The organism is Clostridium massiliamazoniense, from assembly GCF_001403635.1.
GTDB lineage: Bacteria > Bacillota > Clostridia > Clostridiales > Clostridiaceae > Sarcina > Sarcina massiliamazoniense.
Window position 1 is genome coordinate 1865458 of the sequence record NZ_LN879468.1, and the last position, 14674, is coordinate 1880131.

The 14674-nt window shown below is 29.2% G+C and carries 13 protein-coding genes; 3 read left to right on the forward strand and 10 right to left on the reverse strand.

The window, feature by feature from the left end:
- Window positions 1-140 precede the first annotated feature (140 nt).
- Together ARA19_RS15725 and ARA19_RS15730 are read right to left on the reverse strand one after the other, a co-directional pair.
- Window positions 141-1331 (reverse strand): ABC transporter permease, encoded by a 1191-nt coding sequence (locus tag ARA19_RS15725; protein WP_055071872.1) that lies wholly within the window; start codon window positions 1329-1331, stop codon window positions 141-143.
- Window positions 1324-2058 carry an ABC transporter ATP-binding protein gene (locus tag ARA19_RS15730; protein WP_055071873.1) on the reverse strand — a complete coding sequence of 245 codons (735 nt, stop codon included), beginning with the start codon at window positions 2056-2058 and terminating at the stop codon, window positions 1324-1326. The genes ARA19_RS15725 and ARA19_RS15730 overlap by 8 nt, the downstream gene beginning before the upstream one ends.
- 305 nt (window positions 2059-2363) lie before the next feature.
- On the opposite strand from ARA19_RS15730, the gene ARA19_RS15735 reads away from it, so the two are divergent.
- The gene (locus ARA19_RS15735; protein ID WP_055071874.1) at window positions 2364-2561 is read left to right on the forward strand and encodes a hypothetical protein; all 198 of its coding nucleotides are present in this window, start codon (window positions 2364-2366) and stop codon (window positions 2559-2561) included.
- Window positions 2562-2935: 374 nt separating this feature from the next.
- Here ARA19_RS15735 and ARA19_RS15740 read toward each other — a convergent pair whose 3' ends face one another.
- The 4 genes from ARA19_RS15740 to ARA19_RS15755 all read right to left on the reverse strand — a co-directional run bounded on the left by ARA19_RS15740 (window position 2936) and on the right by ARA19_RS15755 (window position 6970).
- Window positions 2936-4180 (reverse strand): glutamate-5-semialdehyde dehydrogenase, encoded by a 1245-nt coding sequence (locus tag ARA19_RS15740; protein ID WP_055071875.1) that lies wholly within the window; start codon window positions 4178-4180, stop codon window positions 2936-2938.
- Window positions 4180-4995 carry a glutamate 5-kinase gene (gene proB / locus ARA19_RS15745; RefSeq protein ID WP_055071876.1) on the reverse strand — a complete coding sequence of 272 codons (816 nt, stop codon included), beginning with the start codon at window positions 4993-4995 and terminating at the stop codon, window positions 4180-4182. Before proB ends, ARA19_RS15740 begins: the two co-directional genes overlap by 1 nt.
- Before the next feature lie 245 nt (window positions 4996-5240).
- Entirely contained in the window at window positions 5241-6113 is an 873-nt protein-coding gene (locus ARA19_RS15750) for an SDR family oxidoreductase (protein WP_055071877.1), read from the reverse strand.
- A gap of 80 nt (window positions 6114-6193) precedes the next feature.
- Window positions 6194-6970 (reverse strand): SDR family NAD(P)-dependent oxidoreductase, encoded by a 777-nt coding sequence (locus ARA19_RS15755; RefSeq protein WP_055071878.1) that lies wholly within the window; start codon window positions 6968-6970, stop codon window positions 6194-6196.
- 161 nt (window positions 6971-7131) lie between these two features.
- Between ARA19_RS15755 and ARA19_RS15760 the strand changes: the two genes are divergently transcribed.
- The gene (locus ARA19_RS15760; RefSeq protein WP_055071879.1) at window positions 7132-8424 is read left to right on the forward strand and encodes an NCS2 family permease; all 1293 of its coding nucleotides are present in this window, start codon (window positions 7132-7134) and stop codon (window positions 8422-8424) included.
- A 330-nt stretch (window positions 8425-8754) separates the two neighbouring features.
- Here the strand turns inward: ARA19_RS15760 and hcp are convergent, their stop codons facing one another.
- A complete protein-coding gene (hcp, locus tag ARA19_RS15765; protein ID WP_197276614.1) occupies window positions 8755-10389 on the reverse strand; it encodes a hydroxylamine reductase in 1635 nt (544 codons plus the stop codon).
- Window positions 10390-10816: 427 nt separating this feature from the next.
- Here hcp and ARA19_RS15770 point away from each other — a divergent pair, with 427 nt between their 5' ends.
- Window positions 10817-12184 carry a YjiH family protein gene (locus ARA19_RS15770; RefSeq protein WP_055071881.1) on the forward strand — a complete coding sequence of 456 codons (1368 nt, stop codon included), beginning with the start codon at window positions 10817-10819 and terminating at the stop codon, window positions 12182-12184.
- Between the two features lie 158 nt (window positions 12185-12342).
- On the opposite strand, the gene ARA19_RS15775 is transcribed toward ARA19_RS15770, so the two are convergent.
- The 3 genes from ARA19_RS15775 to ARA19_RS15785 form a co-directional block, all read right to left on the reverse strand.
- Window positions 12343-12603: a hypothetical protein gene (locus ARA19_RS15775; protein ID WP_055071882.1), complete on the reverse strand. Its 261-nt coding sequence runs from the start codon at window positions 12601-12603 to the stop codon at window positions 12343-12345.
- A 115-nt stretch (window positions 12604-12718) separates the two neighbouring features.
- A complete protein-coding gene (locus ARA19_RS15780; RefSeq protein ID WP_055071883.1) occupies window positions 12719-13138 on the reverse strand; it encodes a hypothetical protein in 420 nt (139 codons plus the stop codon).
- Between the two features lie 179 nt (window positions 13139-13317).
- A complete protein-coding gene (locus ARA19_RS15785; RefSeq protein ID WP_055071884.1) occupies window positions 13318-14613 on the reverse strand; it encodes a homoserine dehydrogenase in 1296 nt (431 codons plus the stop codon).
- Between the last annotated feature and the right edge of the window lie 61 nt (window positions 14614-14674).

Consider the following 14674-nt stretch of genomic DNA (forward strand, 5'->3'; position numbering starts at 1 on the left):
CAAGTATTAATTAACTCTTTTTATAATTATTTTTATTATCTTAAAAAATATATACAACTATTTGTATTCTTTATTAAAGAAAAAAAGACTTAATTCTAGATCAAATCTAAAATCAAGTCTTCTTAATACAAAATTTAATTTTAACTTCTAAATAAAACACTTTCCTTGTTGAACATATATCTAGCAAGTAACACTGCTAAAACAATATATACTATTGACCAACCAAAGGTTAGTGCCATATGAACTGGATTGTATATCCCCACTATTACTTCTTTCATCAGAAGTACATCATTAAATATAGGAATATTAAACAATATTGATGCTGCTCCCTTTGTATCTACAGCCATTGAAACATATGATATTATCATTGGAGCAAATAGTACAAATCCTAAATAAGTTTGTGCTTCCTTAAATGACTTCGCATATACACTTATGGCAAGTTGAAGTGCACTAAAGCTTAGAGTTATTAAAATTGATAAAATAGCTATAACTCCTACAGCTCCCCACTCTAACGCCATACCTCCGTTTAGTCTCATCATACTATTTGGAACAAAGAAAGCAATTATGACTCCGGCGAGTCCAGATATAGTTGATAGTATTCCCATTACTGTTATTGCACCAAGTTTACCAATTAAAATAGAACTTCTACTTGCTCTAGTACTTAACAATGGTTCAAGAGAACCTCTTTCTTTTTCTCCAGCACCTAAATCTGTTGCTGCTGCTATTCCACCTTGTGCAGCATAAATTAGAACAAACATAGGAAGTAACATAGAAATCATTTGAATTGATTTTGCTGCTGCCTCATTTTGCGCACCAATTCCCATAGATTCTACAGTTACTGGTTTTAACATTGACTCTTTAACATCCATATTTTTAAGTCTTTTAGAAACAACATCCGTATTATATTCATTAATTAAATTTTCTATACTACCCATAGCAATTGATGATTTTTGGCTAGTATTATCAAAGTATATTTTTATTTTTGAACTGCCTTCTTGACTATTTACAGTACTTTCAAAATTATTTGGAATATCTATATAAAGATAAATCTCTTCATTATTCAAAGCTTCCTTTGGATTTTGTACTGGTATTATATTTACATTAGGATTAGCTTTAAGCATATTTTCAAGCCCTGTATTTTGCTCTCCAACTATAGCTATATTAAGTTTTGATGTAACATCTTGTTGATTTCTAGAAAGAGCTGTTCCTATAATAAACATTATTGCTGGGATAAGAATTATTGGTAGTACTACTGCTGATAAAAATGATTTTCTATCCCTAAGTAAATCTGACATTTCCTTTTTAAAGACTATCCAAGTCATACTATTCATCTTTATCACCACCTATTAATTGAACAAAAATTTCTTCTAAATCATTATTATTATATTTTTCTTTAAGTTCTGCTATAGTTCCAACTTCAACTATATTTCCTTTGTGAATTATAGCCACTCTATCACATAACTTTTCTACTTCATACATACTATGACTTGATAATATTACAGCTTTATTTTGAGCTTTACAATTTAAAATAAATTTTTGAACAGACCTTGTTGCTGAAACATCTAGTCCTGTACTCGGTTCATCAAATAGCATAACCTTTGGATCATGCACTATAGACCTTGCAATTGAAACCTTTTGTTTCATTCCTCTTGAGAATTTTCCTGCTGGCTTATCTATATATTCCTCCATAGAAAAGTCCTTTATTAACTTATCTATATTTGCCTTAGCTTCGCTTTTTGATAAACCTCCAAGTTGAGCAAAATACATTATATTTTCTCTTGCCGTAAGTCTATCATAAATTCCAACTTCTCCCCCAAATAAAATTCCAATGTTTCTTCTTACTTCTTCTGGACTTTTATTTATATTATATCCATTAACTATAGCTTCACCTGCTGTTGGTTTAAGCATTGTCGCAATCATTCTTAATGCAGTTGTCTTTCCAGCACCATTTTCACCAAGAAGCCCTAATATTTCTCCTTCATTTACGTGAAAGCTAATGTCATTAACTGCAGTAAAGTCTTTAAACTTCTTTGTTAAATTTTTTACCTCAAGTAACATTTTATCCTCCTTTATTTATACCAATTTTAAAATAAGATTTAATATACTACTTCTATAATCATCTAAAGCTATTTTTTAATATAAAATATATAGTCTTCTTTATTATAATGCTTTCATGAGATATAATCTATTTTATCCATTTATTAGTAAATATAACTTATTTTCTTAATAAATACAACTGTTAAATGTAATTTTGTAAATTAATTGAATATTTATTTGATTTCCTATTGAAATTTATTCATTTTTATTATATCATTTCCTTAAATTTACATTTATTTTATTTTGTAATTGGAGGTTTTATTATTATGTTCGATAAAAATGTAGAAAATTTATTAAAACACTATGAGGCTATGCTTGAATTAAAAAGAAGAGAACTTGAAGAATTAAAACATGAAAATAACTCTATGTCACCTATTGATAAATCTTTAGAAGCTGCAAAAATATCTGGTCAATCCCAGTATATTAAATTCTTCATTGAAGACTTAGAAAAACTTGCAAAGTAATTAAATACCCTTACTACTTTTTTAAGAGGTAAAATCTAAATCAGTTCTCAGTTTCTGTGCCTTATAAAAAATAAGAAGGATGTATCAAGTTGGCACACTTTGTTTTATATTGCTTTTTTTCATCTGCCGAGATAGCTATATAGGTACAAAATGCTGTGACCATTGAACTAGTACTAGAAGCTCTTTATTTTTGAACAATAGTTTCGTAAAAAATTTCCACTGTTTGAACAAAGTGAGTTTGGAAATTTTAGAAACTATTGTAGAAAAAATATTAGAGCTTCTTTACGTAGGTGAGTGGTCACAAATGATGAACCTATATAGCTAGATAAAAGGCAGAAAGGACGCATCTATAATTTGATACATCCTCTTTGTCTTTATCTTATTTGTCCATTTCCGTAAATTATATATTTACTACTAGTTAATTCTTTTAATCCCATAGGACCTCTAGCATGAAGTTTTTGAGTGCTTATACCTATTTCTGCTCCAAAGCCAAATTCCCCACCATCAGTAAATCTTGTGGAAGCATTAACATAAACAGCAGCTGCATCAACTTTCTTTAAAAATTCCTCTGAATTAAAGTAATTAGTTGTTACTATTGCCTCTGAATGCTTAGTTCCATGCTCATTAATATGTTCAATTGCTTCTTCTAGGCTATTAATAACCTTCACTGAAAGGATATAATCTAAGAACTCTGTATAAAAGTCCTCTTCTGTTGCAGCGTCAACCCATGGTACTATTTTTTTAGTTTCAGTACATCCTCTTATTTCCACTGACTTATCCCTTAAAGCTTCTAAAGCCATAGGTAAAAATTCTTCTGCTACATTTTTATGAACTAAAAGACTTTCTGCTGCGTTACATACACCAGGTCTAGATGTTTTGGCATTTATGATTATATTCTTTCCCATTTCTAAATCTGCCTCTGAATCTATATAAATGTGACAATTTCCTGTTCCTGTTTCAATTACTGGTACTGTAGCATTTTCAACTACGGCTCTAATAAGTCCCGCTCCACCTCTTGGAATTAATAAATCTAAATATTTATTTAATTTCATAAAGGCAGTAGCTGTTTCTCTTGATGTATCCTCAAGTATTTGCACTGATGCTTTAGGAAGTCCAGATTCTTCAAGAGCTTCTTGTATAATTTCTACTATTTTAATATTAGAATTAAAAGCCTCTTTTCCTCCTCTTAAAATAACAGCGTTTCCTGTTTTTAAACAAAGTGCTGCTGCATCAGCAGTTACATTAGGTCTAGCTTCATATATTATTCCTATAGTTCCTATAGGAACTCTTTGCTTTCCTATCTTCAATCCATTTTCCATAAGTTTCATAGATGTAACTTCCCCAACAGGATCATCAAGTTTAACAATATCAGAAACCCCCTTTGCCATAGACCTTATTCTCTCTTCAGTTAAAGTAAGTCTATCTAAAAGTGATTCTGAAATTCCATTTTCTTTAGCTAAATCTGTATCAATTTTATTAGCAGCTAATATTATTTCATATTTTTCAACTAATTTTGAAGCAATGTTTTCTAAAGCTTTATTTTTTTCCTTTGAACTTGAATTTCCAAGAATATAAGCAGCTTTTTTTCCAAGCTCTCCTTTTTTAATTAATTCACTCATTACGCTTCTCCCCTTTTACCTAAAAATAAAGTTCCTATTTCTTCTCCATCAACTAATATCTTTTCTAATATTTCTGGATACTCACCATTTGCAAGAATCATAGAAATACCATTGTTTGTTACTCTTTCAGCAGCTGTTATTTTAGTAATCATCCCACCAGTTCCTAAAGATGAACCAGCTCCTCCAGCACAACTTTTAATTTCATCATTTATTTCTGAAATTTCTTTTATTAGTTTACTATTTTTATCTTTTCTTGGGTCACCATCATAGAATCCATCTATATCTGATAGAATTATTAATAAATCACTTTCAACTAATATAGAAACTATAGCTGAAAGATTATCATTATCTCCAAAATTACATATGTTCTCAATTTCATCTATAGATACAGTGTCATTTTCATTAACAATAGGTATAATTCCTTGTTCTAATAAAGTATGAAAAGTATTGCAAACATTGTTCCTCATTCTATCATCTTCAATAACATCTCTTGTTAATAATACTTGAGCAACCACATGACCATACTCTGCAAAAAACTTACTATAGATATTCATAAGATGACATTGACCAACAGCAGCTGCTGCTTGTTTTCCTCTTATGGTATCTGGTCTCTCCTTAAGTCCTAATCTACTACATCCAACTCCAATAGCTCCTGAAGAAACTAAAATAACTTCTTTCCCCATATTTTGAATATCAGAAAGAACTCTAGCTAGTTTCTCTATCCTTCTTAAATTGATATTCCCATTACTATGAGTTAAAGTAGATGTACCAACCTTAACAACAATTCTCTTTACATCCTTCAAATTCCTTCTCATTACAATAAATCTCCTTTAATTTTGTCTGATGAGTAGTATCTATAATCTTCCAATCCTTATAGGCTTGAAGATAAATAGATACACATCCCTAGATAACTTCCACTAAAATTTAACTAAAGTCAAAACTCTATCTAAATTAAGTTTCAGTTTATAACAAACCATCATACTTTAATTACTACCTACATTATACAATTAATATTTAAAAAATTAAAAGTTAGAATTTAAAATTATATGAAAATAATATTTTAAGTATTAATAAATTCTCCTCCATTTACATGTATAGCTTCTCCTGTTATAAAGGACGCTCCATTAGAAGCAAGAAAAACATAACTTTCTGCAAGTTCTACCGGTTGACCAGCTCTTCCTATAGCTGTACTTTGACCAAAGTTACTTACATCCTTCCCTTCAAAAGATGATGGAATCAAAGGTGTCCATATTGGACCTGGTGCTACAGCATTTACTCTTATTCCCCTTTTTGCTAGTCCTTTTGCTAAAGACCTTGTAAATGTTGATAAAGCTCCTTTAGTAGCTGCATAGTCTATTAATTGTTCATGTCCTCTATAAGAAACTATAGATGTTGTATTGATTATACAAGAACCACATTCCATATACTTAACAGCTCTTTTAGTTAAATAAAATGCACTAAAGAAATTACTTTTAAAAGTTCTCTCGAATTGCTCATCACTAACTTCTTCAATATCATCACAAACAAATTGCATTGCTGCATTATTAATTAATATATCTATTTTAGAAAACTTTTCTATGGTTTTCTTAACTACAGACTCACAAAACTCTGGGTCTCCTAAATCTCCAGATAACAATAAACATTGTCCCCCTCTTTCTTCAATTAATTTTTTAGTATCATTAGCATCTTCATGTTCATCATAATAAACTATAACAACCTTTGCACCTTCTCTAACATAGGCAAGTGCTACAGCTCTTCCAATTCCACTGTCTCCTCCAGTTATAATTGCTACCTTATTCTTTAGTCTTTTACCTTCATTTACGTATTCATCTAATTCATAAATAGGTAATGGATTCATCTCTCTTTCTAACCCCGGTTGCCTATTTTGATGTTGTTTTGGTAACTCGTCAGGGAATAAATGATCTTTTTTCATAAAAATAATCCTCCTTAAAAATTCCAAATAATTAAGTTTCCTTTTTATTATTCCCCTATATAATTAAATAAATTTTATTTTTATTTAATTTCTTTTAATTCCATAGCCTTTTTTTGAATCTTCTTTACTATTTTAGAATTTACGACTGTTGGTATAATTTTTGATAAAATTATTGCCACCTTATTCATTATTCCTGGAATTATTATAGCCTTATTTTTATTTAATCCCTTAAACCCCACTTCAGCCACTACCTTTGCACTCATAGCTACATTTAAATCTCCCTTACCAGCTCTCTTACTAAACTCAGTTTTAGTTGCCCCTGGACATAAACATGATACATTTACGCCATAGTCCTTAACTTCTTCTCTTAATGCTGCTGAAAATGATAATACATAAGCTTTAGTTGCATAATAAACACCTATAAATGGTCCTGGTTGATAAGCTCCAGTAGATGCAACATTTAATATTTTTCCACAACCTCTACTCTTCATCATTTCTAAAATTCCATAGGTCAGCTTACTTAAAGACTTTATGTTTAAATCAATTATGTTACTATGCTTTTCCCAGCTTATTTCTAAAAATGCACCATTAAATCCTGCCCCAGCATTATTTATCAAAATATCCACATCTAACTTTCTTTCCCTTATGTTCTTTAAAAGAACATCAACATTATCTAAAATACTTAAATCTAAAGAAAATGTATGTACTTGCACCTTAGTAAAATTGCTTTTTAATTCTTTTAGTTTTTCTTCATTTCTCCCAACTAATATTAAGTTATAACCATTTTTATAATAAACTTTAGAAAATTCTAGACCTATTCCACTAGTTGCCCCTGTAATCAAAACATATTTACTCATTGCATAGACTCCTCAAATTCCAATTAATACATATATTATATAAATAAATACTCATCTTCTCAAAATTTTTAATTTTTACTTATTAGTTTTTATGATATAATACCATTGCGTCTCTTGACGTGGGTGGGTGAGGGAGCTTTACAAATGAGGTTCATGAAAGGATGGAAAAATTTTTTAAATTAAAAGAACACAAATCAACATTTAAAATCGAACTAATGGCAGGATTAACGTCATTTTTTGCTTCAATTTATATTGTAGCTGTTAATTCTAGCATCTTAAGTGACGGTGGAAAGGAAATGCAACCATTAATAATAGCTACGGTTTTAGCTTCTGTAGTTGGATGTTTATTAGTGGCTTTTTTAAGTAATACACCACTTATTACAATGCCTGGAATGGGTATAAATGCTTTATTTACTTACACTGTTATTCAAACCATGGGATTATCATTCTCACAAGCATTAGGAGCAGTACTAGTTGCTGGAGTATTATTTACTATAGTAGCACTAACACCATTATCTAAATTAATAACTGATGCCATTCCACTATCACTTAAAAGTGCAATAACAGTTGGAATTGGATTGTTTATTACCTTTTTAGGGTTACAAAAGTCAGGATTAATTGTATCTGATAGATCTACCCTTGTTAAGTTAGGAAACATAACTAATATTCATATATTAATTTTCCTAGCAACATTGGTTCTTACAGTTATCCTATTTGTAAAAAATGTTCCTGGTAACTTCTTAATATCTATAATATTTGGAACAGTTCTATCTCTAATTTTTGGAACTATTAAATTTTCAGGTTCAGTTTTTGCACTTCCTGATTTTGCTAGCTACAAAGATTTATTTTTCTCCTTAAGTTTTGATCAATTTTTAAATCCAAACTTTTGGGTGGCAGCATTTTCATTAGGATTAGTTTTAATATTTGAAAATATAGGTTTATTACATAGTCAAGTTGGTGGATTATTAAATCAACCTGAAAAAATACAAAAAGCACTTAATGCAGTTGCACTATCAACAATAGTTTGTAGTTTATTAGGAACAAGTCCAACTGTATCTACAGTAGAAGGTCAAGCGGGTATAGTATCTGGTGGGAAAACAGGATTAACATCTATTGTAACATCAATATGTATATTACTATCTTTATTCTTTATACCTGTGTTAACAATAATACCAAATGCAGCAATAGCACCTATTCTAATAATAATAGGTTCATTAATGATGTCACATATAAAAGATATAAACTTTGAAGATTTTACTGAATGCTTCCCTGCATTTATTATAATGATTTTAATACCTTTTACATTTAGTATAGTTGATGGAATGGCTTTTGGATTTATAATTTATCCTATAGTTAAAATAGCAGCTAAAAAAGGAAAGGATGTTAGTATTCCAACCTACGTAATAGCAGGAATATTTTTAATATACTTCATTCTTACTGCAATGCATATGTAAAAAAATATGTGGTATATCAAATTACCCCATATTTTTGTATTACCATTCTGTTGAGATAGCTATTATAGGTACGAAATGCTGTGACTATTGAACTAGTAATTAGAAGCTCTTTATTTCTGATCAAAAGTTGCGTAAAGAAATTTCCACTGTTCGAACAAAGTGAGTTTGGAAATTTTAGTAACTATTGTAGAAGAAATATTAGAGCTTCTTTACGTAGGTGAGCAGTCACAAATGGCGAACCTATATAGCTAGCTAAAAGATAAAAGGGATATATCAAAATTATTGATATATCCCCATTTTATTTTTCTATTTTTTATCCACAGATTCTTATTAGTCTAAGAATATTTTCATATCTGAATCAACATCAGTGATTCCAGCTATTCCAAAGTTTTCAACTAAAACTTTAGCTACGTTTGGTGATAAGAATGCTGGTAATGTTGGTCCTAAGTGAATGTTTTTAACACCTAAGTGTAATAATGATAATAATACTATTACAGCTTTTTGCTCATACCAAGCTATGTTGTAGTGTAATGGAAGATCATTTACAGTTTCACATCCAAATACTTCTGCTAATTTTAATGCTATTACTACTAATGAGTATGAATCATTACATTGTCCTGCATCTAAAACTCTTGGAATTCCGTTTATATCACCTAAGTTTAACTTGTTATATTTGTATTTAGCACATCCAGCTGTTAATATAACTGCATCTTTAGGTAATCTTTCAGCGAATTCAGTGTAGTAGTTTCTTGATTTAGCTCTTCCGTCACAACCTGCCATTACGAAGAAGTTCTTAATAGCTCCTGATTTAACAGCATCTACAACTTGGTCTGCTAAAGCAAGTACTTGATTATGAGCAAATCCACCGATGATTTCTCCTTTTTCTATTTCTGTTGGAGCTGCACATTTCTTAGCATGTTCAATTATTGCTGAGAAATCTTTGTGTCCATTTTCATCTTGTTCTATGTGAGTTAATCCAGTAAATCCAACTGCTCCAGTTGTGTAAACTCTATCTTTGTAGCTATCTTTAGGTGGTACTAAACAGTTTGTAGTCATTAATATTGGTCCATTAAAGCTTTCAAATTCTGTTGTTTGTTTCCACCAAGCATTTCCGTAGTTTCCTACAAAGTGATCATACTTTTTGAATGCTGGATAGTAGTTAGCTGGTAACATTTCACTATGAGTATATACGTCTACTCCAGTTCCTTTTGTTTGCTCTAATAGTTGTTCCATGTCTTTTAAGTCATGTCCACTTATTAAGATACCTGGGTTATTTCTAACTCCGATATTAACTTTAGTCATTTCTGGGTGACCATAGCTTTCTGTATTAGCTTTATCTAATAATGCCATACCATCAACACCAAATTTACCTGTTTCTAAAGCTAAAGCAACTAATTCATCTGCTGATAAACTATCATCTAATGTTTTAGCTAAAGCAACTTGCATAAATCCGTTGATTTCTTCACTTATGTATCCTAATTGTAGTGCATGTTTAAGGTATGCTGATAATCCTTTAAGACCATAGATTATAAGTTCTCTTAAACTTCTAACATCTTCGTTTTCAGTTGAAAGAACACCTACTTTAGGAGCTTTTTCTTCCATTTCTTCTCTTGAAGAGCATGTCCATGTAGCAGCTTCAGGTAATTTTGATAAATCTCCACCTTTAGCTAAAACTTCTTTCTTTAAAGCTTCTCTTAACTCTAATGCTTCGTTTACTCTAGCTACAAAAACTTCATTGTCAAAGTTAGCGTTAGTTATTGTAGCAAATAATGATTCTATTATGAATTTATCTACTTTAGCATCAACTATTCCTACTTTTCTAGCTTCAGTGCTTACTACTGATAAACCTTTACAAGCATATATTAAAAGATCTTGAAGCCCTGCTAAATCTGATGTTTTACCACATACACCTTTAATTGTACATCCTTTATTTCCTGCTGTCTCTTGACATTGGAAACAGAACATTTTATTATCCATGTTAAAATCCTCCTAAAATTTATTTTATTCAAAGTTTTATATATAATTTAATTTCCGATATTCTTTTTAGCTTAGGGAATATTTTCTATCCCCTTTACAATTCTTATTATAGTAAATCCATATTTATAATTCCGTAACAATTGTTACAGATTATATTTTTTATTTTATTAATTCTATTAAAATTCAAATTATAACTTCTATTTTCTAATATCCTTTTTCACATTTATAGCTAATTACATATATAACAAATTAAATAAATATGCATACACAATATTATATTTTATTTAAATATCATATTTATATCGAATATTTATACAAATTTAATAAATTTTTATGCATTTTATTATTGATTAAATTAAATTATATTTGTATAATTATGTTATATCTTTAAAATAATTTTAGGGGGGAAAATTTTATGGATGTAAAAAATCAATCAGTGACAAAGAAATTTTCTTTTGTTCAGATATTAAAATTTATTATTCCATCATTAATAGGTATTCTATTATTCATGGTTCCTATAAACACAGCAGATGGCATGACAATTCCTGTTGCTTTCGTTTCTAGTAAAGTTAATGAAATATTAGCTAATCAATTACCATTAATAATTACTATACTAATTTCTACAACTGTAATACTCTCATTAATAACTAAGCTATTTAAACCTAACTTCATCATGAAAAATAGCTACTTGAATTCTTTATTTAATATAAGCCCTTTGTGGTTTTCAGTAAGACTACTTGGTGCATTCTTCGTTGTTCTTACATATTTTGAAGTTGGGCCTAACTTTATATTAAGTGAAAATACTGGTGGATTAATTTTAGGTGATTTACTACCATCTCTATTTGGAGTTTTTTTATTTGCAGGATTATTACTTCCTTTACTTTTAAACTTTGGACTATTAGAATTTTGTGGAGCTATGCTTACAAAAGTTATGAGACCTTTGTTCGGATTGCCTGGAAGAGCTTCCGTAGACTGTATAACATCTTGGATTGGAGATGGAACAATTGGAGTTTTACTTACATCAAGACAATATGAAGAAGGGTTTTACTCTGAAAAAGAAGCTTGTACTATCGGAACAAATTTCTCCGCTGTTTCCATAACCTTTACCTTCATAATAATAGCTCAAGTTGGATTGCAACACATGTTCATCCCTTTTTATCTAACAGTTACTTTAGCTAGCATAATTGCAGCAATAATATTACCTAAAATTGGACCTCTAAAAAATAAATCTGAAAAAAACTACAATAATCAAGAAAAAAATAATTCAGATGAAATTCCAAAAGGTCATACACCATTTTCTTATGGTGTAGAACTAGCTACTGAAAAAGCTTTAACTAATAAAGGGCTTCTACCTTTATTAACAGAAGGAGTTAAAAATGTATTAGATATGTGGCTTGGGGTAATTCCTGTAGTTATGGCAATGGGTACAACTGCTTTAATTTTAGCTGAATATACACCTATTTTTAAAATACTAGGAATACCATTTATTCCGATTTTCTCATTACTTGGAGTTCCAGAAGCTACTGCTGCTGCTCAAACAATATTAGTTGGTTTTGCTGATATGTTTTTACCATCAGTGATGATTTCTAATGTAGCAAATGATATGACTAAGTTTGTTGTTGCATGTGTATCAGTAACTCAACTTATCTACATGTCTGAAGTAGGAAGCATATTACTTGGTTCAAAAATTCCTATTAATTTTAAAGAACTTTTTATAATCTTCCTTCAAAGAACATTAATAACTTTGCCTATAATAGCTATAGTTGCACATTTGCTATTTTAATGGCACATTATTTTATACTAAATATTTTTCAAAATAAAAAATCTTTTAAGGAAAGTGTCTCCTTTAGAATAAAAGAAGTATTTCAAGGTAGGAATAAAAATTCCACTTTGAAATACTCTTTTTTATTTTTTATTAAGCTATCCTATAATTAGAATATCTTAAAATATGTCGTCAATTATTTCATCTTCAAAAAGCTCATCTTCTTCTCTTCTAAGCATTCTATCTTCTAAAATTTCATCTTCCATAAGCTCTTCATCTACTATTTCTTCTTGATAAGCTTCTTCTCTTTCAAATTCCATTTCTCTTCTACGCATTTCATCCATTTCTAACTCACGTCTACGCATTTCTTCCATTTCTAATTCTTCTCTACGTACTTCATCCATTTCCATTTCTTCAAAAAATCCATCTCTTCCAAACATATTGATTTCCTCCTTAGTAAATGACTAATTAAAATATAAAATTTATGTAATTTAGATTAAATTATCTAATAATATATCATCATATATTTCAATAGTCAATAAAATTTATTTAATATTATTGTGCTTTCCATCTAGGCTTTTTATTAGTCTTATTTATTAAATATAAGGATAAAATCAATGGAATTATAACAACATAATTAGGTAAACTTCTAAATAATACTTTAATAAAATCTATTAATGATTTCCCCATATTATCAAAACTAAATATAGCCCAAAATAGATTAAATGGTAATATTAGAATTAGACAAATTGTCATAGCTTTGAGCCAACTTCTATTTCCTTCGTTCTCATCAGCTTTTCTCCAATATCTTTTATTTAGCAATACTAAATAAATTATTATTAATATAAGCTCGATTAAAAATATAAAATTAAATATAATTACGTTATAGCTATAATTTAAAACTAAAGATGATAAAATTATGAAAAATAAAATAATTGATCCAAATAACCCTAATAGATATGCAGATTTTTTCATAACATATTTTCCTTTCCATATATTTTTTCAACTATAGTATTTGAAGTTTTCAAGTTAAAATACTATACTCATCTATAAAACATCTATATTTTTATAAAAAATAATAAAATGATATATGAAAATTACATAGTTAATAACCTTAACTATCTAAACTTCCATATACCACCTATAATAATTATTTAAAATTCTTCTATTCTTATTAGATTATCTATTTTGTTTACAGACTTTAATTCATACAAACTATCAATAGAGCTTATTATATTTGTTTCTTTAGTTAGATATGTTTCAAATACTAGTGTTACATACTGTCCTGAGTGTCTCCTTCCTCTTTGAATAACTGAGCGTAAACTAACTTTATTTTCTCCGAAAACTTTTGTTATTTCTCCTAAAACTCCCGGTTCGTCAATTACTGTAGCTCTTATATAATATCTACATGTAACTTCACTCATCTCCTTAAATTCTTTTTTCCATAAGTTATTTTTAACTACAGGTATTTTATTTTCCCCTTCAACATCTTCTTTAATAATAGCAATAATATCACTAACAACAGCACTACCTGTTGGTAAATCACCAGCACCTCTTCCATAAAACATTAATTCTCCTACAGCATTTCCTTTTAAGAAAATAGCATTAAAGGAATCATAAACTGCCCCTAAAGGATGTTCCTCTGGTACCATTGTAGGATGTACTCTAAGTTCTAACTTATTATCATGGTTTTTCACTATAGCTAATAATTTTATTTTGTATCCAAGTTCCCTAGCATATTCTATATCTAAAGATGATATATTGGTTATGCCTTCTCTATAAACATTACTCACATCGACCTGTGTTCCAAAAGATAAGGCAGCTAAAATAGCTAACTTATATTGGCTGTCATATCCATCCACATCTGATGTAGGATCTGCCTCTGCATATCCTTTTACTTGTGCTTCTTTTAATGCAGTTTTAAAATTAACTTTCTCTAAATCCATTTTACTTAAAATATAATTTGTTGTTCCATTTACTATTCCATATAAATTTTCTATTTTATTAGCTGTTAAACTTTCATTTATTCCATTTATTATAGGAATCCCTCCAGCAACACTAGCCTCATATCTAAACATTACTCCATTCTCATCTGCTTCTTTGAATAATTCATCTCCTCTTGTAGCTAAAAGCATTTTATTAGCTGTAACTATATGTTTTTTATTTTTTATAGCACTTAAAATATAAGATTTAGCAGGTTCGATACCTCCCATTACCTCAACAACAACCTTTATTTCATCATCCTCTAATATATCCTTAAAATTTGTTGTTATTAATTCTTCTGGTATATCTAAACCTCTGTTTTTCTTCTTATCTCTAACTAATATTTTACTAATCTTAACTTCATAACCAGAACGCTTTTCAATTTCATCCTTATTCATCTGGAATATTTTCCACACACCTGTACCAACATTGCCCAATCCCAATAATGCAATTTTTACTTTCTTCATCATAAATCCCCCTTTTAAATTACTACCCCAAAATATTAAAATTATATTCAACCTTAATCTA

Coding starts and splice junctions, on each gene's coding strand:
- ARA19_RS15725 (WP_055071872.1), bottom strand. CDS start 1,331: ATGAATAGTATGACTTGGATAGTCTTTAAAAAGGAAATGTCAGATTTA.
- ARA19_RS15730 (WP_055071873.1), bottom strand. CDS start 2,058: ATGTTACTTGAGGTAAAAAATTTAACAAAGAAGTTTAAAGACTTTACT.
- ARA19_RS15735 (WP_055071874.1), top strand. CDS start 2,364: ATGTTCGATAAAAATGTAGAAAATTTATTAAAACACTATGAGGCTATG.
- ARA19_RS15740 (WP_055071875.1), bottom strand. CDS start 4,180: ATGAGTGAATTAATTAAAAAAGGAGAGCTTGGAAAAAAAGCTGCTTAT.
- proB (WP_055071876.1), bottom strand. CDS start 4,995: ATGAGAAGGAATTTGAAGGATGTAAAGAGAATTGTTGTTAAGGTTGGT.
- ARA19_RS15750 (WP_055071877.1), bottom strand. CDS start 6,113: ATGAAAAAAGATCATTTATTCCCTGACGAGTTACCAAAACAACATCAA.
- ARA19_RS15755 (WP_055071878.1), bottom strand. CDS start 6,970: ATGAGTAAATATGTTTTGATTACAGGGGCAACTAGTGGAATAGGTCTA.
- ARA19_RS15760 (WP_055071879.1), top strand. CDS start 7,132: ATGGAAAAATTTTTTAAATTAAAAGAACACAAATCAACATTTAAAATC.
- hcp (WP_197276614.1), bottom strand. CDS start 10,389: ATGTTCTGTTTCCAATGTCAAGAGACAGCAGGAAATAAAGGATGTACA.
- ARA19_RS15770 (WP_055071881.1), top strand. CDS start 10,817: ATGGATGTAAAAAATCAATCAGTGACAAAGAAATTTTCTTTTGTTCAG.
- ARA19_RS15775 (WP_055071882.1), bottom strand. CDS start 12,603: ATGTTTGGAAGAGATGGATTTTTTGAAGAAATGGAAATGGATGAAGTA.
- ARA19_RS15780 (WP_055071883.1), bottom strand. CDS start 13,138: ATGAAAAAATCTGCATATCTATTAGGGTTATTTGGATCAATTATTTTA.
- ARA19_RS15785 (WP_055071884.1), bottom strand. CDS start 14,613: ATGAAGAAAGTAAAAATTGCATTATTGGGATTGGGCAATGTTGGTACA.